22 protein-coding genes, 1 other RNA gene and 1 other annotated feature are annotated in these 22499 nt (G+C 47.3%); of the genes, 21 read left to right on the top strand and 2 right to left on the bottom strand.

Translation table 11 applies throughout. The annotated features are described in order from the left end of the window. Nucleotides 1-271 precede the first annotated feature (271 nt). From ACY2IG_RS11995 to ACY2IG_RS11985, 3 genes are all read left to right on the top strand, one after another. Complete coding sequence (locus ACY2IG_RS11995; RefSeq protein WP_462617963.1) at nt 272-1456, top strand: DASH family cryptochrome; 1185 nt, start codon at nt 272-274, stop codon at nt 1454-1456. A 73-nt stretch (nt 1457-1529) separates the two neighbouring features. Next, nucleotides 1530-1719: non-coding RNA, 6S RNA (gene ssrS, locus ACY2IG_RS11990), on the top strand. 93 nt (nt 1720-1812) lie between these two features. Beyond that, nucleotides 1813-2577 carry a tRNA threonylcarbamoyladenosine dehydratase gene (locus ACY2IG_RS11985; RefSeq protein WP_023468920.1) on the top strand — a complete coding sequence of 255 codons (765 nt, stop codon included), beginning with the start codon at nt 1813-1815 and terminating at the stop codon, nt 2575-2577. Between the two features lie 12 nt (nt 2578-2589). Here the strand turns inward: ACY2IG_RS11985 and ACY2IG_RS11980 are convergent, their stop codons facing one another. Next, nucleotides 2590-3927 carry a replication-associated recombination protein A gene (locus ACY2IG_RS11980; protein WP_329468812.1) on the bottom strand — a complete coding sequence of 446 codons (1338 nt, stop codon included), beginning with the start codon at nt 3925-3927 and terminating at the stop codon, nt 2590-2592. Nucleotides 3928-3987: 60 nt separating this feature from the next. On the opposite strand from ACY2IG_RS11980, the gene cymR reads away from it, so the two are divergent. Genes cymR through ACY2IG_RS11960 form a run of 4 tightly spaced genes read left to right on the top strand, consistent with a single transcriptional unit; the run spans nt 3988 to nt 7353 of the window. Then, nucleotides 3988-4395, top strand: a complete 408-nt coding sequence (gene cymR, locus ACY2IG_RS11975; RefSeq protein ID WP_035409489.1) for a cysteine metabolism transcriptional regulator CymR — start codon at nt 3988-3990, stop codon at nt 4393-4395. Between the two features lie 13 nt (nt 4396-4408). Next, on the top strand, nt 4409-5536 hold the full coding sequence (locus tag ACY2IG_RS11970) for a cysteine desulfurase family protein (protein WP_442899592.1): 1128 nt from the start codon (nt 4409-4411) through the stop codon (nt 5534-5536). 16 nt (nt 5537-5552) lie between these two features. Next, nucleotides 5553-6674 (top strand): tRNA 2-thiouridine(34) synthase MnmA, encoded by a 1122-nt coding sequence (gene mnmA, locus ACY2IG_RS11965; RefSeq protein ID WP_029342234.1) that lies wholly within the window; start codon nt 5553-5555, stop codon nt 6672-6674. Between the two features lie 13 nt (nt 6675-6687). Beyond that, a complete protein-coding gene (locus ACY2IG_RS11960) occupies nt 6688-7353 on the top strand; it encodes a tetratricopeptide repeat protein (RefSeq protein ID WP_329468811.1) in 666 nt (221 codons plus the stop codon). Between the two features lie 46 nt (nt 7354-7399). On the opposite strand, the gene ACY2IG_RS11955 is transcribed toward ACY2IG_RS11960, so the two are convergent. Further along, nucleotides 7400-7948, bottom strand: a complete 549-nt coding sequence (locus ACY2IG_RS11955) for a VOC family protein (RefSeq protein ID WP_290772620.1) — start codon at nt 7946-7948, stop codon at nt 7400-7402. Nucleotides 7949-8064: 116 nt separating this feature from the next. Between ACY2IG_RS11955 and recD2 the strand changes: the two genes are divergently transcribed. From recD2 to ACY2IG_RS11885, 14 genes are all read left to right on the top strand, one after another. Then, nucleotides 8065-10290 (top strand): SF1B family DNA helicase RecD2, encoded by a 2226-nt coding sequence (gene recD2, locus ACY2IG_RS11950; protein WP_056062464.1) that lies wholly within the window; start codon nt 8065-8067, stop codon nt 10288-10290. A 42-nt stretch (nt 10291-10332) separates the two neighbouring features. Next, nucleotides 10333-10543, top strand: a binding site (T-box leader). A 57-nt stretch (nt 10544-10600) separates the two neighbouring features. Continuing rightward, complete coding sequence (gene alaS / locus ACY2IG_RS11945) at nt 10601-13243, top strand: alanine--tRNA ligase (RefSeq protein ID WP_308101803.1); 2643 nt, start codon at nt 10601-10603, stop codon at nt 13241-13243. 34 nt (nt 13244-13277) lie between these two features. Beyond that, nucleotides 13278-13547: an IreB family regulatory phosphoprotein gene (locus ACY2IG_RS11940; protein ID WP_029342229.1), complete on the top strand. Its 270-nt coding sequence runs from the start codon at nt 13278-13280 to the stop codon at nt 13545-13547. Next, complete coding sequence (gene ruvX, locus ACY2IG_RS11935) at nt 13544-13966, top strand: Holliday junction resolvase RuvX (RefSeq protein WP_056062458.1); 423 nt, start codon at nt 13544-13546, stop codon at nt 13964-13966. The genes ACY2IG_RS11940 and ruvX overlap by 4 nt, the downstream gene beginning before the upstream one ends. 14 nt (nt 13967-13980) lie before the next feature. Then, a complete protein-coding gene (locus ACY2IG_RS11930; protein ID WP_023468909.1) occupies nt 13981-14268 on the top strand; it encodes a DUF1292 domain-containing protein in 288 nt (95 codons plus the stop codon). Then, nucleotides 14255-14548 (top strand): DUF1292 domain-containing protein, encoded by a 294-nt coding sequence (locus ACY2IG_RS11925; RefSeq protein ID WP_023468908.1) that lies wholly within the window; start codon nt 14255-14257, stop codon nt 14546-14548. Before ACY2IG_RS11930 ends, ACY2IG_RS11925 begins: the two co-directional genes overlap by 14 nt. A 78-nt stretch (nt 14549-14626) precedes the next feature. Continuing rightward, nucleotides 14627-15775 carry an endolytic transglycosylase MltG gene (gene mltG, locus ACY2IG_RS11920; RefSeq protein ID WP_462617962.1) on the top strand — a complete coding sequence of 383 codons (1149 nt, stop codon included), beginning with the start codon at nt 14627-14629 and terminating at the stop codon, nt 15773-15775. Nucleotides 15776-15846: 71 nt separating this feature from the next. Beyond that, nucleotides 15847-16485 (top strand): O-methyltransferase, encoded by a 639-nt coding sequence (locus ACY2IG_RS11915; RefSeq protein ID WP_462617961.1) that lies wholly within the window; start codon nt 15847-15849, stop codon nt 16483-16485. Nucleotides 16486-16501: 16 nt separating this feature from the next. Further along, nucleotides 16502-17149, top strand: a complete 648-nt coding sequence (gene udk / locus ACY2IG_RS11910; RefSeq protein WP_035406565.1) for a uridine kinase — start codon at nt 16502-16504, stop codon at nt 17147-17149. A 56-nt stretch (nt 17150-17205) separates the two neighbouring features. Then, nucleotides 17206-17679, top strand: coding sequence for a transcription elongation factor GreA (greA, locus tag ACY2IG_RS11905; protein WP_029342224.1), 474 nt, complete (start codon nt 17206-17208; stop codon nt 17677-17679). 52 nt (nt 17680-17731) lie between these two features. Beyond that, nucleotides 17732-18430 (top strand): 5'-methylthioadenosine/S-adenosylhomocysteine nucleosidase, encoded by a 699-nt coding sequence (mtnN, locus tag ACY2IG_RS11900; protein ID WP_329468809.1) that lies wholly within the window; start codon nt 17732-17734, stop codon nt 18428-18430. A 106-nt stretch (nt 18431-18536) separates the two neighbouring features. Beyond that, nucleotides 18537-19481: a beta-ketoacyl-ACP synthase III gene (locus ACY2IG_RS11895; RefSeq protein ID WP_329468808.1), complete on the top strand. Its 945-nt coding sequence runs from the start codon at nt 18537-18539 to the stop codon at nt 19479-19481. Nucleotide 19482: 1 nt separating this feature from the next. Next, nucleotides 19483-20721 carry a beta-ketoacyl-ACP synthase II gene (gene fabF / locus ACY2IG_RS11890; RefSeq protein ID WP_035406574.1) on the top strand — a complete coding sequence of 413 codons (1239 nt, stop codon included), beginning with the start codon at nt 19483-19485 and terminating at the stop codon, nt 20719-20721. A 97-nt stretch (nt 20722-20818) separates the two neighbouring features. Continuing rightward, nucleotides 20819-22375 carry a peptide ABC transporter substrate-binding protein gene (locus tag ACY2IG_RS11885; RefSeq protein WP_462617960.1) on the top strand — a complete coding sequence of 519 codons (1557 nt, stop codon included), beginning with the start codon at nt 20819-20821 and terminating at the stop codon, nt 22373-22375. Nucleotides 22376-22499 lie beyond the last annotated feature (124 nt).

The raw sequence follows: 22499 nt of genomic DNA, 5'->3' as shown, positions 1-22499 counted from the left end.
AGGAAGCGTCCATTTTTTATTTAGGATTGTTGATTGATTTTTTAGCTTGTTGTTTTTTATAGAATTTATAAACGATTGGTCCAACCGTCGTTACAAGCGTCACTAATGTTCTGAGTTTACCGCGTTTTGCAGCCATTGATCCATTCACTCCTCTGATTTGTTGTAGTAATCATATTCCACGAAAACAACGTCTTAAAACCTCGTCGGCACATCGATTGGTTTTCTAAGTCCCTTGGTCGGGTCATAGTATAAGAGAAGGGAGCCGATCAATATGGGAGCAGTCGTCTGGTACCGCAATGATTTGCGTGTCGATGATCATGAAGCACTTCGGAGCGCATGCGAAGAACAAGATACGATTCGGGCAGTATACGTTAAAAATCATAAGGAACAGCTGTTTGAAAGAGGCGCACAACAAGCGAAATTCGAAGAAGAGACATTAGCGAATTTAGCTGATCATTTGTCTCAAATCGGAATTGCATTAGATATTTTAGAGGGGAAGGTGAATGAGGCACTTGATTCTTATCTGCAAACGGATGATACAGTCTATTTCCATAAGATGACTGGAACAGAAGAAGCGGCAAGTGAGCAGTATGTCAAAGACAGATATACAGTCCGTTCTTTTGAGACACAGACACTACATCGCCGGGAAGATATCGGAAGTGACGAACTGAAGCGCGTCTTTACAGCGTTTCGAAAACGTGTCGAGGCGAAAGGAACCTTCTACGATCCACTTGATCCACCAACCGGTATTCGATTAATAAGGGAGGAATCAGTCAAAGCGGATCCAGAGATCGCGTTCCCGTTCCGTGGTGGAGAATCAGCGGGGAGAGCACGTCTTCAAGAATACCTGGCTGAGCCTGTATTCACCTATAAAGAAACACGTAACGGTTTTTTACGAAATGATTCTTCGAAGTTATCTGCCTGGCTAGCGAACGGATCGCTGTCACCGCGTCGCGTCATGGCTGAATTGCAGGAAGCCGAGCGAAAAAAGGGAGCAAATGAATCGACGTACTGGTTGTATTTCGAACTGTTATGGCGTGACTTTTTCCATTTAACGATGCGTGAGACAGGAAGTCGTCTGTTTCGATCAAATGGATTAAAGGAAGGGCAATACACGTGGAAGACGGATCAGCTAGCTGTCGAACGTTGGAGAAAAGGAAAGACCGGTGTACCGTTCGTTGATGCCTTTATGAACGAGATTCGCGAGACGGGATGGATGTCGAACCGGGGCAGGCAGATCGTTGCCAGTTATCTCATTCATGAATTAAAACAGGACTGGCGCATCGGAGCACAGTATTTTGAACAACAATTGATTGATCATGACGTCGCTTCGAACTATGGCAACTGGGCATTCATCGCAGGGGTCGGGAATGCGACGCGGACACCACGATTCGATCCCGTGTTTCAGCAACAACGATATGATCCGAACGAAGACTTCACGAAACGTTGGACTTAAAAAAGCATCTTTTTCTGGAGTGGGAAGTAGTTGCATTTCAGAGGGGAGGATGCTATATTAAATGCATCAGATGGGGTTCCTGAATTGTACGAGAGCCGCCTTTTATCTTTGAGCCACTCTTTTTTGATAGGGAGTTTGACGTTCCAACTAGTAGTACATGCCTCGTAACACAGCAGGAGGACGTACGAATAGGAATCGGATAAGACACCCACCTGCACAGCAGGTTCAAAAATAAGGTATCGACACGGCACTTCGGGTCCCATCGTCTTATTATTTTATTGTTTGACACGTCGCATGACGTTTTTTTTTATGATATAATTCCGAGTAAAACAGTATGAGTATTGTGAGGTTATGAGATGTTACATCAATTTTCGCGTAATGAACTAGCAATCGGTAAAACTGGACTTGACGCATTGGCATCCAAGTCTGTCGCTATTCTGGGAATCGGTGGTGTTGGATCGTTCTCGGCAGAAGCGCTTGCCCGTAGTGGTGTAGGTCGTTTGATTCTCGTTGATAAGGATGATATCGACATCACGAACGTCAACCGACAAATTCATGCCTTGCTTCCGACGGTCGGTCAGCCGAAGGTCGATGCGATGGCTGAACGTCTTGCGTTAATCAATCCAGACCTTGAAATCGTTCGTTTAAAGATGTTCTACAATGAAGAAACATTCGAGTCGTTCTTTGAACAGCAGCCGGATTATGTCATCGATGCATCGGACACGGTCTCGTTCAAAATTCACTTGATTCAAGAATGTAAGAAACGTAACATTCCGATCATTTCGAGCATGGGGATGGCGAACAAGATGGATCCGACACGCATCAAGATCGTTGACATCAAAGATACAAGTTATGATCCTCTGGCGAAGGTCATCCGGACGAAACTCCGGAAAGCCGGTATTCATAAAGGCGTTCCTGTTGTCTTTTCCGATGAACCGCCCGTTAAGATCATTGAAGAAGTCCGTCAAGTCGTCGGAAACGATGCCGCTGCGATTCGTAAAGCGAAGATGCCACCGAGTTCGAATGCATTTGTTCCATCTGTCGGTGGACTGATTGCAGCGAGCTACGTCATCAATGAGATTGTCCGTGAAGCTGGCGTGACGATCGAACGCGTTCGTTAAAAAAAAGCGACCTTATGGTCGCTTTTTCTGATGTGTGGCTGTTTGTTTGTTCCAAAAATCGAGTCGAGCCTGCAGTTGTTTTTCAAAACCGCGTGGGCTTGGACGATAAAAGACGGGTTTGGTCCGGGCAAGGTTTTCTGGCCAATAATTCTGTGGCACATAGGCATGTTCGAAGTCGTGCGGATATTGGTAGGTAACGCCATTCCCAAGTGCCGCTGCACCCGGATGATGGGCATCGCGCAAGTGTGGGGGAACAGGTCCACCATCTGAACGACGGACGAGCATCAATGCTTGGTCAATGGCTGAGATGACGGCATTCGATTTCGGTGCTGTCGCGAGATATAGGACCGTTTCAGCAAGCGGGATCCGTGCTTCTGGGAAACCAACGTATTCGCACGCGCGCGCGCAAGCATCGACCATCAATAACGCTTGCGGATCAGATAGACCGATGTCTTCTGCCGCATGGACATAGAGACGACGGACGATGAAACGTGGACTTTCACCGGCTTCAATCATGACGGCGAGCCAGTAGAGCGCGGCGTCGGGATCGGAACCACGAATCGATTTGATGAAGGCGGAGATGACATCATAATGACGATCGCCGTCCTTATCATACTTCAATGCCTTTTGCTGAATCGATTCCTCAGCGACAGCGAGGTCGATCGTGATTTGACCATCGATTTCCGGTGTCGTTAAGACGGCAAGTTCGAGCGCATTCAATAATGCCCTGTAATCGCCATCTGACAACTTGACGTAATGATCGATCGCGTCCTCCGTGATGGTGATCGGATATTTGCCAAGACCACGCTCCGTGTCCTTCAGGGTCCGATCGAGGACGATCCGTAAATCATCTGCCGTCGGGGGTTCAAAACGAAAGACTGTTGCCCGCGATAAGAGAGCGGCGTTGACCTCAAAACTCGGGTTTTCAGTCGTCGCACCGATCAACGTGATCGTACCCGCCTCAAGTGCCGGCAGTAAGGCGTCTTGCTGCATCTTATTGAACCGATGGATCTCATCGAGAAAGAGGATCGTTTTTTGATCCTCGAACTGAAGACGAGCTTCGGCTGCTTTTAAAATCTCACGTAATTGTTCCAGTTTTGCCGTGACCGCATTCAATTGCTCGAATGCTGATTTCGTATAACTGGAAATGACACGTGCGAGGGTCGTCTTACCGGTGCCCGGTGGACCGTAAAAAATGACGGTTCCGAGACGATCGGCTAAGATGGCGCGCCGCAAAAGCGTCGTCTCTCCGATTAGATGGCGTTGTCCGACGATTTCATCCAGATTCTGCGGACGCATCCGATTCGCGAGCGGTCCGGCAGGAGACTGGGATTCAAATAAATGTGCCATACACATACGCTCCTTCCACTTTTAGCTACTACTATACTAGAAAGGATGATCCTTCGCATGATGAAAATCTCAACGAAAGGGCGATATGGTCTGACGATCATGATCGCACTCGCGAAAGAAGCTGAATCAAAACCATTGTCCTTAAAAAAAATCGCCCAGATGTATGATTTATCAGAGCACTACCTCGAGCAATTGATCGCACCACTTCGAAATGGGGGTCTCGTCAAAAGTGTTCGCGGCGCTTATGGCGGGTATAAGCTCGGTCGTGAAGCACAAAGCATTACGGCGGGTGAAATCATCCGCCTGCTTGAAGGACCACTCGTCGTCGTCGAAGTCGATGCTTGTGACGAGGTCACGAAACGCAAACTTTGGGACAAAATCCAACAAGCGGTCGATCAAGTACTCGATTCAACGACACTACAAGACTTAGCGGAAGAAGACGATACAGGATACATGTTCTATATTTGAGAGGTGAATACGAATGAATTACTTTGACCATTCGGCGACGACGCCGATGCGTCCGGAAGTCCTTGAGGCGATGACGCCTTATTTGCTCGAACAGTACGGCAATCCATCAAGTGTCCATGCGGCTGGTCGTTCTGCTCGGGCGGCGATCGACAATGCACGTCGGCAGATCGCACAAGAATTAAATGCGAAACCAACTGAACTGATTTTCACGAGTGGTGGAACGGAGTCGGATAACTACGCCATCTTCGGTGCGGCTGAGGTAGCGCGTGAAAAAGGGCGTCATCTCATTACGACACGGTTTGAGCATCATGCCGTACTCCGTGCGTTCGAAGAGCTTGAAAAGCAAGGCTATGATGTCACATATCTCGATGTACCGTCGTCTGGCGTTGTGTCGTTGACTGCCTTACAAGAAGCAGTTCGGGAAGATACGATACTCGTCTCGATCATGTTCGGCAACAATGAAGTCGGGACGATCCAGCCGATTGCGGCAATTGGTCAATTCTTACGGGAACGCGGTATTTTGTTCCATACGGACGCGGTGCAAGTGTTCGGAAAACAAGCAATTGATGTCGAAGCGTTACAGGTCGATCTTTTATCCGCGTCTGGTCATAAAATCAATGGTCCAAAAGGAATCGGGCTATTATATGTACGGACAGGTGTGAAATTAGCGACGCAGACGTATGGCGGAGAACAGGAACGCAAGCGTCGCGCTGGTACGGAGAACGTACCGGGAATCGTCGGTTTAGCGAAAGCGCTCGAACTGATGATCGCAGAGCGCGATCAACAGCAGGACCACATCAAACAACTGCGTAGCGTTTTGCTAACACGCTTGGATGAAAGTGGCGTCACTTACGAAGTCAACGGTGTTGAAGGATTGCCGAATGTCCTCAATCTTTACTTCCCGCAAATTGAAATCGAACCGTTCTTGATCATGCTTGATATGCGCCAGATGGCTGTATCGAGCGGGAGTGCATGTACGGCAGGATCCGTCGAGCCTTCGCATGTCTTGTCGGCGATGTATGGTGAAGATGAACGGACACGGGCATCGGTTCGGATCAGTTTTGGTCACGGAAATGAGCTCGCGCAAGTCGAACTACTCGCACAAGCCTTGCAAGATGTCGTAAAATCGTTTCAGAATTAACTAAGAGGTGAAATGAATGAATACACGAGCGAAAGCCCCGAGTGAAACGACAGTCGTCGTTGGGATGTCGGGCGGTGTCGATTCGTCTGTGACGGCTCATTTATTAAAAGAGCAAGGCTATAACGTCATCGGGATCTTCATGAAAAACTGGGATGACACGGATGAGAACGGCTTTTGTACGGCGACGGAAGATTATGAAGACGTCATCGCCGTAGCCAATCAAATCGGCATTCCGTATTATGCGGTCAATTTTGAAAAAGAGTACTGGGATAAGGTCTTCACGTACTTCCTCGATGAATATAAACTCGGTCGGACACCGAATCCAGACGTCATGTGTAACAAGGAAATCAAGTTCAAAGCCTTCCTCGATCACGCGATGCGTCTTGGTGCCGATTTCGTCGCGACAGGTCATTATGCACGTGCTGTCTATGAAGATGGAGAACATAAATTGCTTCGTGGTGTCGATGCAAACAAGGATCAAACATATTTCTTGAATCAATTGTCGCAAGAGCAAATCGCGAAGGCGATGTTCCCAATCGGTCACATGGAAAAATCAGAAGTGCGCCGGATCGCAGAAGAAGCGAACCTTGCAACAGCTAAGAAAAAAGACTCGACCGGTATTTGCTTCATTGGCGAGCGGAATTTTAAACAGTTCCTCGGTCAATACCTACCGGCACAACCCGGTGAGATGCGGACGCTTGACGGCAACGTCATGGGTCGTCACGATGGATTGATGTACTATACGATGGGGCAACGCCACGGGCTTGGTATCGGTGGCGACGGAGAACCTTGGTTCGTCGTCGGAAAAAACCTAAAAGAGAACATTCTCTATGTCGATCAAGGATTCCATAACGAATTATTGTATTCGGAAGGATTACTTGCTTCAGATGTCAGTTGGACATCTGAACGTCCAGTCGGTGAGACATTCCGTTGCACAGCGAAATTCCGTTACCGTCAACAAGACACAGCCGTCACGGTTCGTGTCCTTGAAGATGGACTCGATGTTTCGTTTGACGAACGTCAACGGGCGATCACACCAGGACAAGCGGTCGTGTTCTATGATGGAGACATCTGCCTCGGTGGTGCCACAATCGATGCAGCTTATAAAGCAGGCGAACGCCTCGCTTATTTAGCGTAAGGAGCAAAAGAAGATGAACTATAATGAAGTAGGGTTCCGGCATCTAGAAGCTGGAAATTATGAATTAGCAGCGCAAGCTTTTAATGATGCGATCGAAGAAAACCCAAAAGATCCGACGGCGTACGTCAATCTTGGAACATTACTCCAATCGATGAACGACGCTGATCGTGCCCTTCGTTTTTATGACCGGGCACTGATGATTGATAATACGTTTGCGAGTGCCTATTATGCGAAAGGCGCTCTGTTCTTTGCTGCCGATCAACTCGTCGAAGCAGAGGAATCATTGCGCGCAGCGTTATTGTACGGACTTGACGACGCGGATCTCCATTTCATGCTAGGGATGACGTATCAAAAACTCGGTGATCCAGTACGCGGCTTACCTCGTTTACAACGCGCGTCAGAACTAAACGGTGTCGATATCGAGATCTCGTTCCAATACGGACTTGCCTTAGCGCAAAACGAGAAGTTGGAAGAAGCGGTCGAGATGTTCGAGCATGTCTTGATGCTTGACGAAACGCATACAGATGCACGATACAATTATGCGATTGCTCTTGCCTTCCTCGGTCAACAGGAAGCCTGTTATGCAGAACTTGAAGCCGTTCTTGCCTATCAGCCGGAACACGCCCTTGCACGAGATGCAAAAGCGAAGATGGATGCGTTATTAAAACAAGCAGATTGATCTAAAAAAGACGATTCCAGGCGGAGTCGTCTTTTTTGTATGGTATTTAATTCCCGACTTCACGGATGACACGAAGCGGAGGTCCGGAAAAGTCTTCATAGGCTTCATCCATGTTTTTCGTATACAGTTCGATGACGTTATTTTCTGTATCCTTGAAATAAGCGGAATACTCTTTTTGGTTCGAGGTCTCCTGTTCATCCCATTCTCTTAGCTTCACGGTGATTGAAGCTTCCCGAAGCTGATTTAAGGCTTGCTGGAACTCGTCCTTCTCAACGTAAAAGGCACAATGGACATGGACTCCGCCTTCATCGTACAACGTATCCCATTCGGAGACCGGTAAATGTTTAACGGTTCGTTCTTCCATCGTGAAGTCCCGTTTCAGCCAAAGACCGAGTCGGGTGTTGCCGCCAATGTAGAGCCACGTTGCCCAGACCCCATCTTGTTTAGATTGTTCTTTGCTCGGCTCAGCATCCTCAGGTGCCCATTGCTCGACAATCGGAATACCAAGTGTCTCATTCCAAAAGCCAAGGGCGCGATCCATATCCTCGACTTCAAGTACTAATTCACACAATCCTGCAATCGGTAAACGTGCCATCCTTGAACTCCTCCTCTTAACGAAATGTTTCACGGTATCTTTCCCTGATTTAAAATCCGGTAAACGAATGCTATGATGAAAGCAGCGAATGAAAAAGAGAGAAAGAAGGTGGAGTGATGGAGCACCCCCATCAAGTCGTCGGGCGCGTCAAACGTGTGCTCTTTTCTTCTGAAGAGGAAGCACACTCCATTGTACTGGTCGCCGTCAAAGAAAAGAACTTTGAATTAAAAGAGACCGAGCTCGTCATTACGGGTACAGGAGTCGGAATCGAACTCGGAGGGACGTATCAAGCATTCGGTCGTCTCGTTGATCATCCTCGCTTCGGAAAACAACTGAAGGCGGAGCTGATTCGCCGATCGGTTCCGATGACTAAACATGCGACGATCCGCTTCTTGACGAATGGTTCGTTCACCGGCATTGGTCCGAAAACAGCGAAAAATATCGTCGATGCTCTTGGAGAAGACGCAGTGGATCTCATATTAAAGGATGAACGGGTACTGAATCAGGTGCCTGGGTTAAAACAAAAACAAGCAGACATCATATTGAATCGACTCGCGACGCTATACGGTGTCGATCAGTTGATGCTGTTCTTAGCACCGTTTGATGTCACACCGAAGCTGGCGGCAAAGATCTATGCCGCGTACGAGGGCGACGCCATGGCACGGATTCGGGAGAATCCGTATTCCTTGATGTATGAAGTAAACGGGATTGGCTTTAAGACAGCCGATCATATTGCCGCGCACCTCGGACTTGTCGGATTACACCCGGAGCGTGTCGCTGCTTCGATCATGCATATATTAGAACAAGAAGCGGGCGAGGGACATGCCTTCGCGACGGTCGACTCGCTATTGCAACGGGCACCCCGTCTGCTAGGGGAAGATCCGGGAGAGCGGCTAGAACAAGCGATCGAACTATTGCTCGCTGAAGATAAGGTCAAGCTTGAAGAAGGTTGCTTGTATTTACCGACGATCTTTTATGCGGAAGTCCGCGCGGCGAAGGAACTAGCACGCGTCATGGCAAACGGTGCCGAACAAGAAGTCGATGTCGCGACGATCCTTGAAGCAATTGGTCACCTCGAAGAACAGTTCGGCATGGAATATGCCGCGCAACAGCGAGAAGCGATCGAGTTAGCGGTCAAAGCGCCGCTGATGGTCTTGACTGGTGGACCGGGTACCGGTAAGACGACTGTCATCAAGGGAATTTTGCATGCGTTGCAAGAAATTCATGACTGGCCGCTTGAGAAGAGTCGCGTCAAGACAGGGGATGTCTATCCATACGTCCTTGTTGCACCGACGGGACGTGCCGCTAAACGTCTATCGGAAGCAACAGATGTACCGGCGATGACGATTCACCGTCTCTTAAAGTATGATGGAACGAACTTTCAACTGAATGAGGATCAGCCGATCACGGGAAAAGTACTGATCATCGATGAATCGTCGATGATTGATATCTACTTGTTATCGAGTTTGCTTCGCGCCGTCCCGAATGGCATGAAGATCTTGTTCGTCGGTGACCGCGATCAATTGCCATCCGTCGGTCCAGGACAGGTGCTGGCAGACTTGATGGATACGGAAGGAATTCCCGTCGTCCGTTTGAACGTCGTCCATCGTCAAGCAGAAGATTCTTCGATATTGCGTCTTGCGCACGATTTGAAGAACCGGACGACGTCTGCTGATTTGTTATCACCACTTGCGGATCGCCGCTTCTATACTGCGTCTCCGCAAGAGACGTTACGGGGCATCTCGGCCTTCGCGGAAAAAGCACTCGCAAAAGGCTACTCGAAATTCGATGTACAGGTCCTCGCGCCGACTTACCGTGGTCAGGTCGGGATCGACGAATTGAATGTCGCCTTGCAACGCGTCTATAACCCGGAGGAACCGAAGAAACGGGAAGTCAAACAAGGGACGCGGATTTACCGGACCGGGGACAAGATTCTCCAGCTCGTCAACAATGCGGAAGAAAACGTCTATAACGGAGATATCGGCGAAATCGTCAATATCTTCTTCGCTAAAGAGAATGTCGATAAAGTCGATAAAATCATCGCCCGGTTCGATCAGACGGAGGTCGAGTACAACCGGAGTGATTGGGATCAATTCACGCACGCCTATGCGATTACGATCCACAAAGCGCAAGGATCTGAGTTTCCGATCGTCTTGATGCCGGTCTATTTCACGGGGGCGTTCAAACATTCCCGAAATTTAATTTATACGGCAGTTACTCGGGCAAAATCGAGTTTGTTATTATTCGGTGATCCGCGTGCGTTCCATAAAGCGTCGCAAGAAGAGGAACCCCGGCGCCGAACACGATTGATCGAACGACTCGGTGGGGTGACAAAGACTTGACGGATGCTGTTCGATAGGTAATAATCACGATAGATGAATGGACGTAACACGTTGATGGAAGATAAGTAAAAGGAAAACTCGAGTCCAGAGAGAAGTGAGTCTGCTGCAATCACTTTCTCGAGTCCCTTTGAAGCTCCTTCCGGAGTCGGGTGTAAACACCTGCGGGTCATCCCCGTTATCAGATGTTCGAGGTAGGCAATGGATTGCTTACGAACGAGGGTGGTACCACGGAAGCGATGCTTTCGTCCCTTTTCAGGGATGAAAGCATCGCTTTTTTGCGTCCAAATAAAACCAATGGAGGTAACTGTTCATGAAAGCTCTAAAACCATTAACGGGTGCACAAATCCGTCAGATGTATCTTGATTTCTTCCAAAGCAAAGGGCATGCGATCGAACCGAGTGCTTCGCTCGTACCGGTCGAGGATCCATCGCTCTTGTGGATCAACTCGGGTGTTGCAACACTCAAGAAATATTTTGATGGTCGTGTCATTCCTGATAATCCACGTATCGTCAACGCACAAAAATCAATCCGGACGAACGATATCGAAAACGTCGGGAAAACAGCGCGTCACCATACGTTCTTCGAGATGCTCGGAAACTTCTCTGTCGGTGATTACTTCCGTGAAGATGCAATCAAATGGGGTTGGGAACTCTTGACGAGTGATGACTGGTACGGTCTTGACCCAGAACGTCTTTCGGTCACGATTCATCCGGAAGATGACGCAGCGCGTCAAATCTGGCTTGAACTCGGCGTACCGGCTGAGCGGATCATTCCGCTTGAAGATAACTTCTGGGAAATCGGTGAAGGTCCATCTGGTCCGAATACGGAAATCTTCTTCGATCGTGGTCCAGCTTTCGGAGACGATCCGAACGATTCAGAACTTTATCCAGGTGGCGAAAACGAACGCTATCTCGAGATCTGGAATATCGTCTTCAGTCAGTACAACCATGATGGACACGGCAATTACACGGAACTTCCGCGTAAAAACATCGATACTGGGATGGGACTCGAACGGATGGCGTGTGTCATGCAGGACGTGCCGACGAACTTCGATACGGATCTGTTCATGCCGATCATTCATAAGACGGAAGAAATCAGCGGCAAGATCTACCGTGATGATTCGAAACTTGATGTAGCATTCAAAGTCATCGCAGACCACATCCGTACTGTATCATTTGCGATCGGTGATGGTGCTCTTCCTTCGAATGAAGGACGTGGATATGTCCTTCGTCGTTTACTACGCCGTGCGGTTCGTTATGCGAAGATGCTTGGGATCGAACGTCCGTTCATGTATGAACTCGTTGATACGGTTGGAAATGTCATGGTCGACTTCTACCCACAAGTTCCGGAAAAAGCGGACTTCATCAAACGCGTCATTAAAAACGAAGAAGAACGTTTCCATGAGACGCTTCATGACGGTCTTGCAATCTTGAACACGGTCGCTCAGACGTCTAAGGCAAACGGTGAGCACATCATCAGTGGCGAAGATGCGTTCCGTTTGTATGACACGTATGGTTTCCCACTCGAATTGACAGTTGAGTATGCGGAAGATCATCAGATGTCTGTTGATGAAGAAGGCTTCAAACAAGCGATGGATGCACAACGTCAACGGGCACGTGCAGCGCGTGAAGAGAGTGGTTCGATGCAACAGCAATCGGAAGTCCTCTCAACGCTAAAAGATAAGAGTACGTTCGTCGGCTATACCGACCTTAAGGCGGATGCGAAAATCATCGCATTGTTGCATGATGGAGAACGAGTCACAGAAGTCGCTGCTGGTGAAGAAGCACAAGTCATTCTCGACATCACACCGTTCTATGCTGAAAGTGGTGGTGAAGTCGCGGATACAGGAACAATCGAAGGCAAAGACTTTGTTCTTGATGTCAAAGATGTTCAAAAAGCACCAAACGGTCAAAACTTGCATACGGTCATCGTTCGTACAGGGATCGCAACGGAAGCTGCAGACGTCGTTGCAAACGTCGAAGCAGCAGAGCGTAAAGCCGTCACGAAAAACCATACGGCAACACACTTGCTTCATAAAGCATTGAAAGATACGCTCGGAACACACGTCAACCAAGCGGGATCACTCGTTTCTCCAGATCGTCTTCGTTTCGACTTCTCACACTTCGGTGCAGTGACACAAGAAGAGTTGACGAAGATTGAACAAGACGTCAACCAAGCAATCTGGGCATCACTACCGGTTGATATCGAAGAGATGAACATCGCTGATGCAAAAGCAAAAGGCGCAATGGCATTGTTCGGTGAGAAATACGGTGAAACGGTCCGTGTCGTCTCAGCAGGCACATACTCGATCGAGTTGTGTGGCGGAATCCATGTCGGGAACACAGCCGAAATCGGCTTGTTCAAGATCGTCTCAGAGTCTGGGATCGGTGCAGGTACACGCCGAATCGAGGCGGTAACAGGTGCAGGCGCGTATCGTGTGATGAATCAACACTTAGAAACACTCGAACAAGCAGCTGCTGTCTTGAAAACGAAAACGACGGAAGTTCCAGTCCGTATCGAAGCACTGCAACAACAACTTCGTGAGACGGAACGGGCGAACGAATCGTTGCAAGCAAAACTTGCGAACATCGAAGCTGCTTCACTAAAGGACGATGTTGAGGAAATCAACGGCGTACGTGTGCTTGCGAAACGTGTCGATGTCTCAGATATGGATGCCCTTCGCGGTATGATGGATGAGTTGAAGAGCTCACTCGGATCAGCGATCATTGTTCTCGGTAGTGCGCAAGGTGAAAAAGTCAATCTCGTCGCAAGCGTTTCAAAAGATTTAATCGACCAAGGCTATCATGCTGGTAAATTGATCAAGGAAGTCGCAACACGCTGCGGTGGTGGCGGTGGCGGTCGCCCTGACATGGCTCAAGCTGGTGGGAAAGATGCGTCTAAATTAGAAGAAGCACTCGCGTACGCTTCACAATACGTGCAATCACTGGCATAATAGAAACGTAGTGTATATGAAAGAGGTGATGAACGTGAGTCAGATGGATCAAACGATGAAATTCAACTTTCCAGAAGACGATAACAAAGCAGCGACACGGGATGTGTTGTTGACGGTCTATCATGCTTTAGAAGAAAAAGGATATCATCCGATCAACCAAATCGTCGGCTATCTCCTATCTGGAGATCCTGCTTACATTCCTCGTCATAATGACGCACGTAACTTAATTCGTAAGATTGAACGTGACGAATTGCTCGAAGAACTCGTGAAATCTTATTTGGCGGAGAGTGGAAATTCAAAATGAAACGTGCAATGGGACTAGACGTCGGTTCGAAGACGATCGGGGTAGCGGTCAGTGACTTGATGGGCTGGACGGCGCAAGGTGTCGAGACGGTCAAGTGGACGGAACCGGATTACCCAGAAGCCTTCAAACGGCTCGATGTCATCATGGAGACATACAATGTCGAAATCCTAGTCATTGGTCTTCCGAAAAACATGAACGGTTCCATCGGTCCCCGTGCGGAGGCGAGTGAAGCCTTTGCGAAGGAAATCGAACAGCATACTGGGCTTGAAGTCGTCTTCATGGATGAACGGTTGACGACGATGCAAGCAGAACGGATGTTGATCGATGCCGATGTCAGCCGCAAGAAACGAAAACAAGTCATCGATAAGATGGCTGCCGTCATGATCCTGCAATCGTATTTGGATCGGGCGAATCGATGAAGGGGGAGAAACCGATGGCTGAAGAAAAACGTCAGTATCTCTTTCCAGATGAAGAGGGCGGCGAACATCTTTTCGAAGAATGGTACCGTTACTCAAGTGAACGTACAGGAAAAACCTATCTATTTCTTGAAATGATCGGTAACCCTGACGAAGGAGCGGATGATCTAATCATCTGTGAGATCGATGAATATGGAGAAGGCGAAGATGATTTTGAATTGAGCCTGATCGATGAAAATGATGAGCAAACTTGGGATGAACTCGAGCTTGCGTTAAAGGAGCGGATCACTGATGCAACAGAATGAGCCAACACGTTACGTAATTCCGGACGGCGAAGGAAATGATTTCGAATTCGTAGAACGTCTGCGTTATGAAAGCCCACGTTCGAGCAAGACATACATCTTCCTCGAGCCAATCGGAGCAGATTATGACGAAGCAGAAGAAGTCGATATCTTCGTTTACGAACTCGACGAATACGGTGATGGAGACAACGACTTCAACCTCGTACCAATCGACGAAGACGATACAGCGACTTGGGATGAAATCGAAGAAGTCTTTAACACGCTCGAAGATCAGTTAGACTAACCCGACTCATGACAGGTGACGTCGTAAGAGACTTTCTCTTACGGTGTCACCTTGTTTTAAGAGAAGAAGGAGGAACCGATGGAGAACGAATGGAAGCAAAATGCTGAAATCGAAAAAAGGCGACGCCGGACATCACGCCGGATCACGCTGATCATCCTTTCTGTATTGTTTACGATTTTTCTAGTTACCAGTGCGGTCATCTATGTCTTTTTGAAAAATGCGCTTGAACCGGTCGATGAAGCAGCGACGAAATCCGTCAAAGTCGAAATTCCTTTAGGCGCAGGAACGAGTACGATCGCGTCCTTACTAAAGGAAAAAGATTTGATTGCAAACGAGACGATTTTCCGTTATTACGTCCGTTATAAGAATGAATCGTCATTCCAGGCGGGTACATATACCCTGTCACAAGCCATGTCCCCGGATGAAATCATCAATGAATTGAAAACGGGAACGGTCATGAAGGCAGCGGATGTGAAAATCACGTTACCTGAAGGCATCACGATGGATCGTCAAATTGATTTAATCGCGAAAGCGACGAAGTTCAAAGAAGAGACGATTCGTAAAGAATTGACGGATGCGATGTTCATCGATGCCATGATTGAAAAATATCCGATGTTGACGGATGAAGTGAAGAAGAATGGCGTCTTGTACGCACTTGAAGGATATCTCTTCCCAGCAACGTATGAGTTCGATAAAGGAAAAAGCATTGATCAAATCGTCGAGACGATGCTCGACGAGACAGAAAAAGTCTACGATGAAAATGAGGATGCCATTCAAAAGTCAGGCATGACCTTCCATGAAGTGCTCAGTCTCGGTTCAATGGTCGAGCGTGAAGCCGCGACACCGAAGGATCGTCGTGAAATCGCAGGCGTCTTCAAAAACCGTTTAGATGATGGCATGAAACTTCAGTCGGACCCGACGGTTTGGTATGGCACAGGCGAGAATACGGCATTGACGACGCTGAAGGATCTTGAGAATAACTCGAAGTACAATACGTATAAGTACGAAGGAATTCCGATTGGTCCGATTTCAACAGTCAGTAAGGATTCCGTATTAGCTGTCTTGAACCCGAATAAAACAAAATATGTCTATTTCTTCGCCCGTCCACCAAGTGATACACATCCACGAGGACAGATTCTTTACGAAGAGACATATGAAGAACATCAACGAAACGTCGTTAAGTATAAACCGGAATGGGTGGAATACGAAGCGAGTAAAGAGCAATGAGCAACGGGTTGGGTTGAAGCGGAAATGACGCTTCAAGTCAACCTGTTTATGCGGAAGAGGGAGTGAATGGCGTGAAGGATTTCACGACCTATGTCGAATCGATGATTCATCCTCGTGATGCCCTACTAGAAGAAATGGAGCGTTATGCGGAAGAACATCATATACCGATCATCGAGTTGACCGGTTCCGAAGTCTTGTTGTCGCTCCTGCGATTACAGCAACCGAAGTGTATTTTAGAAGTCGGAACAGCAATTGGTTATAGTGCGATCCGGATGGCACATGCGTTACCGGATGCGCGTATTACGACGATCGAACGGAATGCAAAGCGGTATGAAGAAGCAAAAACCTTCATCGCCCGGTCAGATGTGGCGGATCGGATTGACATCATTTTTGGTGATGCAGTAGAATTAGCCGAAACGCTTGAAGACCAGTTTGATGCAGTCTTCATCGATGCAGCTAAAGGACAGTATAAAAAATTCTTTGCGGGATATGGGCGACTCATTCCAGAGGGTGGCGTGCTTTATACGGACAATCTCTTCTTACACGGAGATGTCCTTGAGCCTGACCCGAAGACGTTCGATCGAAGAAGACGTCGGCTCGTGCGTCTTGTCAAAGAATTCACGGTCTGGATGATGGAACAAGAACAATATGATACGACGATTTTTCCGCTCGGTGACGGTGTATCCGTCAGTCGGAAAAAGTCGAAATGATGGAGGAACGAATGACATGCAAAAACCGGTAGTAATAGGCGTAGCGGGCGGAACGGGTTCAGGGAAGACGACGGTGGCACGTTCACTTGTCGATGCGTTCCCAAGCGAATCAATCGTCATGATTGAACAGGACGCATACTATAAAGACCAAAGTGAATTATCAATGGAAGAGCGATATCAGACAAACTATGATCATCCATTTGCTTTCGATAATGGTCTTTTGATCGAACACATTCAAGCGCTCCGCGAAAACATTGCCGTTGAAAAACCGGTATATGATTATGTCGCACATACACGTGCTCAAGAAACGATTCGTCTCGAACCACGTGATGTCATCATCGTAGAAGGAATTTTAGCGCTTGAAGACGAACGGTTACGGGAACTAATGGATATTAAGGTGTTCGTCGATACGGATGCGGACGTTCGCATTCTTCGTCGGATGCAACGTGATATCAACGAACGTGGGCGTTCAATTGATTCTGTCGTTGAGCAGTACACGAATGTCGTCCGTCCGATGCATCTGCAGTTCTGTGAGCCGACAAAACGTTATGCGGATATCATCGTACCAGAGGGCGGCGAAAACCACGTGGCAATCGATTTACTCGTAACGAAAATCCGAGCGATCCTTGATTATCGTTCGGCACTTGATCAAAGAGGATATTGATTCCAAAAAAGATGTGAATATACTATACTAGTGGAATAAAAAGGAGCGTGACAAAAATGGCAGAAAAGCAATACTACATGACGCTTGAAGGTAAAGCGAACATTGAAAATGAATTGAATGAATTGAAGTCAGTCCGCCGGAAAGAAGTCGTCGAGAACATCAAGATTGCCCGTTCGTTCGGTGACCTTTCAGAGAACGCAGAGTATGATTCAGCAAAAGAAGAGCAAGCAATGGTCGAAGGCCGGATTGCTCAACTGGAAGAGATGCTTCGCAACGTTGCCATCATCTCGGAAGAAGAGAAGGATATCTCAGTCGTCGGTATCGGAACGACAGTCACTTTCTTGAGTGTCGAAGACAACGAAGAAGATACGTATACGATCGTTGGTAGTGCCGAAGCAGATCCGTTCACGGGTAAAATTTCGAACGAATCACCAATCGCAAAAAGTTTAATGGGGCACCAAGTCGGAGATCAAGTCTCTGTACCAGCACCAGGCGGCGAATACGCAGTAAAAATTACATCGATCAAATAAAGAACACAGGAGCCGGAGCAATCCGGCTTTCTGTTTGATGGAGGAATGGACCATGCCAATCGCAATCATCGGCGCAATGGAAGAGGAAGTCAACTTATTGCGCAACGAGTTGTCAGAACGTAAAGATACAGTCATTGCAAACTATCATTTTTATGAAGGACTCTTGAATAGCGTTCCTGTCGTCATTTTGAAGTCAGGAATCGGGAAAGTGAACGCTGCGATCGGTACGACATTATTGCTTGACCACTACAAACCAACTGCTGTCATCAATACCGGCTCAGCAGGCGGATTTAAAGAAGGCTTAACGGTTGGGGATGTCGTCGTCTCAACAGAAGTACGTCACCATGACGTAGACGTGACAGCGTTTGGTTACGAATATGGTCAGGTACCTGGAATGCCAGCTGCCTACCAAGCAAATCCAAAGCTCGTAGCAACAGCAGAAGCTGTCATCGAGCGGATGGATGCAATTCGTGTGGTTCATGGATTGATCGCGACAGGTGACTCATTCATCCATGATTCAGAGCGTTCTGCTCAAATTAAGGCGCACTTCCCAGAAGTCGCAGCCGTCGAGATGGAAGCTGCGCCAATCGCACAAGTCTGTCATCAGTTTGGTGTTCCGTTCGTCGTGACACGTTCGATTTCAGATAGCGCTAATGAAGAAGCGTCACTCTCGTTTGATGAATTCCTCGAGATTGCGTCAATCAATTCCGCTAAAATGGTCATGGAAGTCGTTCGGACGTTAGCAGAATGAGGTAGAAGGAAGGGCACGGGAGACCTTGCTCTTCCTTTTTTCTTTGACAAAAGCAAATTAACGCTTTATATTAGTACCAGATACTAATAACAAAAGGGGATGCCTTATGAAGATCGGGATTGTAGGATTAGGAACGTCTTTGCCATCACGTCGCGTAACGAATGATGAGCTAGCAACGACGCTCGACACAAGTGATGAATGGATTCGGACACGAACAGGAATCGGGGCACGACGAATTGCAGCCGATGATGTGGATGTAACAGACTTAGCGACGGAAGCGGCTCAGAAGGCACTCGATGATGCTGGATTGACAGTAGAGGACATCGGTTTGATCGTTGTCGGAACGGCAACAGGACGTGCGTTCCCTTCTACAGCCTGTATCGTCCAAGAGCGCCTCGGAGCACGAGGGGCGACCGCTTTTGATATCAGTGCGGCCTGTAGTGGATTCATTTTCGCATTACAAACAGCTGCAAGCATGTTATCAACAGTCGAAGGAAAACATGCACTTGTCATCGGTGCCGAAAAAATGTCGAGTATCGTTGACTGGTCAGACCGGTCGACAGCGATTTTATTCGGGGATGGTGCAGGAGCGGTCGTCATCGGCCAAACTGAGCAAGATGGATTAAATGCTTTTGAACTCGGAACAGACGGACGTGGAGCCCATCTGTTGTTTAAAGATATCGATGGACCAATCGAGATGAACGGTCGCGAAGTCTTTAAGTTCGCTGTTCGTAAATTACCGGAAATCGTTGAGAAGGTCATTCAAAAAGCAGACAGCACGCTTGAAGATGTCGATATCTTGATTCCGCATCAGGCGAACCTACGCATCATCGATGCAGCGTGTGAACGACTGCATATTCCGCAAGAAAAGGTCATCGTTACGATCGATGAGCATGCGAATACATCTGCTGCTTCGATTCCACTCGCACTCGAAGAAGCACGTAAGCAAGGTCGTCTGACACTAGGTACGAAACTTGTACTTGCTGGCTTCGGTGCCGGATTGACTTGGGGAGCAGCATATATTACTTGGACTAAAGGAGAGAACACATAAGATGATGAGAAAACGCGTTGTAGTCACAGGAATCGGGGCATTGACACCAATCGGGAATGATGCGAATACATTCTGGGATGCATTAAAAGAAGGAACGAACGGAATTCGTCCGATGGAGCGTCTTGATATCGATGAGTATCCAACGAAGGTTACAGGCGAATTACAGAACTTCGATGTCACAGAATTCATTGAGGCGAAAGAAGCACGGAAAATGGATCGCTTCGTTCATTATTCACTTGTCGCAAGCCTGGAAGCTGTAAAAGATGCTGGAATCGACATTAAAGAAATTGCAGAACGTGCTGGGGTCTGGATCGGATCTGGAATCGGTGGCGTTGAGACGATCGAGAAACAAGCGAAAATCTACTTTGAACGTGGACACCGTCGTGTCAGCCCATTCTTCATTCCAATGATGATCCCGAATATGGCAAGCGGTCAGGTATCGATTTATACTGGAGCTAAGGGACCAAATAACTGTTCCGTCACTGCATGTGCTTCAGGAACGAATGCCATCGGAGAAGCACTGCGTGTCATCGAACGTGGTGACGCGGATGTCATGATTGCTGGTGGTGCGGAAGCTCCGATCACGAACTTAGCATTTGCTGGTTTTTGTGCCAACAAAGCGATGTCAACGAACCACGATCCTGAGACGGCAAGCCGTCCATTTGACGAAGGACGTGACGGATTCGTCATGGGAGAAGGAGCAGGAATCTTAATTCTTGAAGAATATGAGCATGCAGTAGCACGTGGTGCAAAAATCTATGCGGAAGTCAGTGGATATGGATTAACAGCTGATGCGTACCACATCACAGCTCCGGATCCAGACGGAGACGGTGGAGCACGCGCGATGGCGATGGCGATTCAAGATGCGGGCATCACTCCGGAGGCAGTCGGATACATCAATGCTCATGGAACGAGTACACCAATGAACGACATCCTTGAAACAAAAGCGATCCACAGTGTCTTCGGTGAACAAGCGAAACAACTCGTCGTCAACTCGACGAAATCGATGATCGGTCACTTACTTGGTGGAGCAGGTGGCGTCGAGGCGATTGCGACGATTAAATCATTACAAGAACAAACAGTTCACCCGACGATTCATCTCAAACAGCCGAGCGAAGGCTGTGATCTCGACTATGTGACAGAAGGTTCACGTCACGTCGAAATGACTTATGCGCTCAGCAACTCGCTTGGGTTCGGTGGACACAACGCATCACTCGTCTTCAAACGGTATGAAGCTTAAGCTCAAGCGACTCCCTTGAAACATCAAGGGGGTCGCTTTTTTGATGAAATTCTGATTCAATAAAGAAATGCGTGTTTGACGCAGAAAGGAGTCGTTTATGGCTAACATCACAAAAAAGACATCGATCATGGCACTGCTCCTATTTTTACTGATTGCACTTAGTGGAATGCTCATATATCGTCTGTCGTCGTCTCAAGAAACTAAAACAAGTAACGAAACAAAAACAGCAAAAGTCGAACTGATTGAATCATCGCTTCCGAAAACGTCAGATATTGCGCTGGCGACAGATAGTCGTTCACAGACACTTTTAGCGCAATTGTATGAAGGCTTATATGTCTTTACTTCCGGAACATCGGTCCGTCGAGGTTTAGCGCAGGATATGTCAGTCTCGAAAGATCGATTGACGTATACGATTCAACTCAAAGAAACGAAGGATGCCAATGGTCAGCCGATTACGGCGCAGCAGTTCGTCGATAGTTTTCGGCGTATCGCTGCTAATCAAACCAATTCACCGTATGGTTTCTTGTTTGAAGTATTTAAAAATGGACGCGCCGTCAATGATGGAAAAATGAAACCAGAGCGTTTAGGGGTCAAAGCCAAAGGGCGCAATCAACTTATCATCACGTTGAATCAGCCGGTTTCGAATCTAAAGGAATTACTTGCGATGTCCGTCTTCTATCCACAACCGGAATCAAAGAAGTGGGAAGAACTTGTTGGAAATGGTGCATTTACACTAGAAAAAATGTCGAAAAGCGGATATACGCTTAAGAAAAATGATCAGTATCATCAGCAAAACGTTGTCACAGTAGCGAAAATAGAAAGCCGTATCATTCCCGATCATCAGACGCAATGGAGTTCGTATGAGAAAAGCAAGGCGGCTATCCTTCCATTACAAGAAAGTGTCGAAACACAAGGTGATCAGGTTTCACGACCGACCTATCAAAAAAAGCGGAGTGGTGTCTTTTATATCGCCTTTAATCAAAAAAATGACACGTTCCGCGATACGACACTCAGAAAGCGGATTGCTCACGCTTTGATGGAAAAAGAATCAGTTCAACTTCCTTTAGGGTATGCAGGTATTCCGACGAATCGATTCGTCGTCACGGATACGAACGTATTGATGTCAGAATCCGTTCAAGAGAAACCTGAAAAATCACAAGAACATAGTAAACAACAAATTGAGATGCTTAATTTTGATGATCCACAAGCAAAACGGATTGGGGAACAACTCGAAACCTATCTTGAGAAACAAATACCTGAAATTAATATCGTTCTTAAGCCGGTTGCGATCGAAGAGAAAATTAATAAAGAACAATCATCACAATATGCGATGACGCTTACTGGCTGGATGCCAGATTATCCAGGACCGCTAGCCTATTTAAATCAGTTCGTCTCAGACAATCCTTTAAATTCGGTAAATTATCAATCCAAGGTATACGACCAGACAGTTGAAAAAGCAAGAAAAGAAAAAGAGATAAAACGAAAACAAGCACTCTATCATCGAGCCGAAGAACGGTTAATCCATCAGGATGCTGTCGTCGTTCCTTTGTATCAGACGACTGAGAAATTATATGTTTCTGATACGATTCAAGGAATTGAAGTACCGATTTATGGACCGGAATACCTACTCCGCTCGATGAAAATTTTAAAATAATCACTTAACTGGGACCATTATTTCTTAAGGTCCCAGTCTTTTTTGAAAAAATATTTAGAAAAATCGGATAAAAGGTTTGCAAAATTATCAGAACATTGTAAACTATTTGTAACGAAGGGTTTGA

The sequence above is a fragment of the Exiguobacterium sp. EF_C8 genome, assembly GCF_054956715.1.
Note: the sequence above shows the minus strand (reverse complement) of the source record. Positions and strands in the feature narration are given on the sequence as shown.

Coding starts and splice junctions, on each gene's coding strand:
- alaS (WP_308101803.1), top strand. CDS start 10,601: ATGAAAGCTCTAAAACCATTAACGGGTGCACAAATCCGTCAGATGTAT.
- recD2 (WP_056062464.1), top strand. CDS start 8,065: ATGGAGCACCCCCATCAAGTCGTCGGGCGCGTCAAACGTGTGCTCTTT.
- ACY2IG_RS11960 (WP_329468811.1), top strand. CDS start 6,688: ATGAACTATAATGAAGTAGGGTTCCGGCATCTAGAAGCTGGAAATTAT.
- ACY2IG_RS11895 (WP_329468808.1), top strand. CDS start 18,537: ATGAAGATCGGGATTGTAGGATTAGGAACGTCTTTGCCATCACGTCGC.
- ACY2IG_RS11885 (WP_462617960.1), top strand. CDS start 20,819: ATGGCTAACATCACAAAAAAGACATCGATCATGGCACTGCTCCTATTT.
- ACY2IG_RS11930 (WP_023468909.1), top strand. CDS start 13,981: ATGGCTGAAGAAAAACGTCAGTATCTCTTTCCAGATGAAGAGGGCGGC.
- ruvX (WP_056062458.1), top strand. CDS start 13,544: ATGAAACGTGCAATGGGACTAGACGTCGGTTCGAAGACGATCGGGGTA.
- cymR (WP_035409489.1), top strand. CDS start 3,988: ATGAAAATCTCAACGAAAGGGCGATATGGTCTGACGATCATGATCGCA.
- ACY2IG_RS11980 (WP_329468812.1), bottom strand. CDS start 3,927: ATGGCACATTTATTTGAATCCCAGTCTCCTGCCGGACCGCTCGCGAAT.
- mnmA (WP_029342234.1), top strand. CDS start 5,553: ATGAATACACGAGCGAAAGCCCCGAGTGAAACGACAGTCGTCGTTGGG.
- ACY2IG_RS11955 (WP_290772620.1), bottom strand. CDS start 7,948: ATGGCACGTTTACCGATTGCAGGATTGTGTGAATTAGTACTTGAAGTC.
- ACY2IG_RS11970 (WP_442899592.1), top strand. CDS start 4,409: ATGAATTACTTTGACCATTCGGCGACGACGCCGATGCGTCCGGAAGTC.
- greA (WP_029342224.1), top strand. CDS start 17,206: ATGGCAGAAAAGCAATACTACATGACGCTTGAAGGTAAAGCGAACATT.
- mtnN (WP_329468809.1), top strand. CDS start 17,732: ATGCCAATCGCAATCATCGGCGCAATGGAAGAGGAAGTCAACTTATTG.
- ACY2IG_RS11995 (WP_462617963.1), top strand. CDS start 272: ATGGGAGCAGTCGTCTGGTACCGCAATGATTTGCGTGTCGATGATCAT.
- ACY2IG_RS11985 (WP_023468920.1), top strand. CDS start 1,813: ATGTTACATCAATTTTCGCGTAATGAACTAGCAATCGGTAAAACTGGA.
- ACY2IG_RS11925 (WP_023468908.1), top strand. CDS start 14,255: ATGCAACAGAATGAGCCAACACGTTACGTAATTCCGGACGGCGAAGGA.
- fabF (WP_035406574.1), top strand. CDS start 19,483: ATGATGAGAAAACGCGTTGTAGTCACAGGAATCGGGGCATTGACACCA.
- udk (WP_035406565.1), top strand. CDS start 16,502: ATGCAAAAACCGGTAGTAATAGGCGTAGCGGGCGGAACGGGTTCAGGG.
- mltG (WP_462617962.1), top strand. CDS start 14,627: ATGGAGAACGAATGGAAGCAAAATGCTGAAATCGAAAAAAGGCGACGC.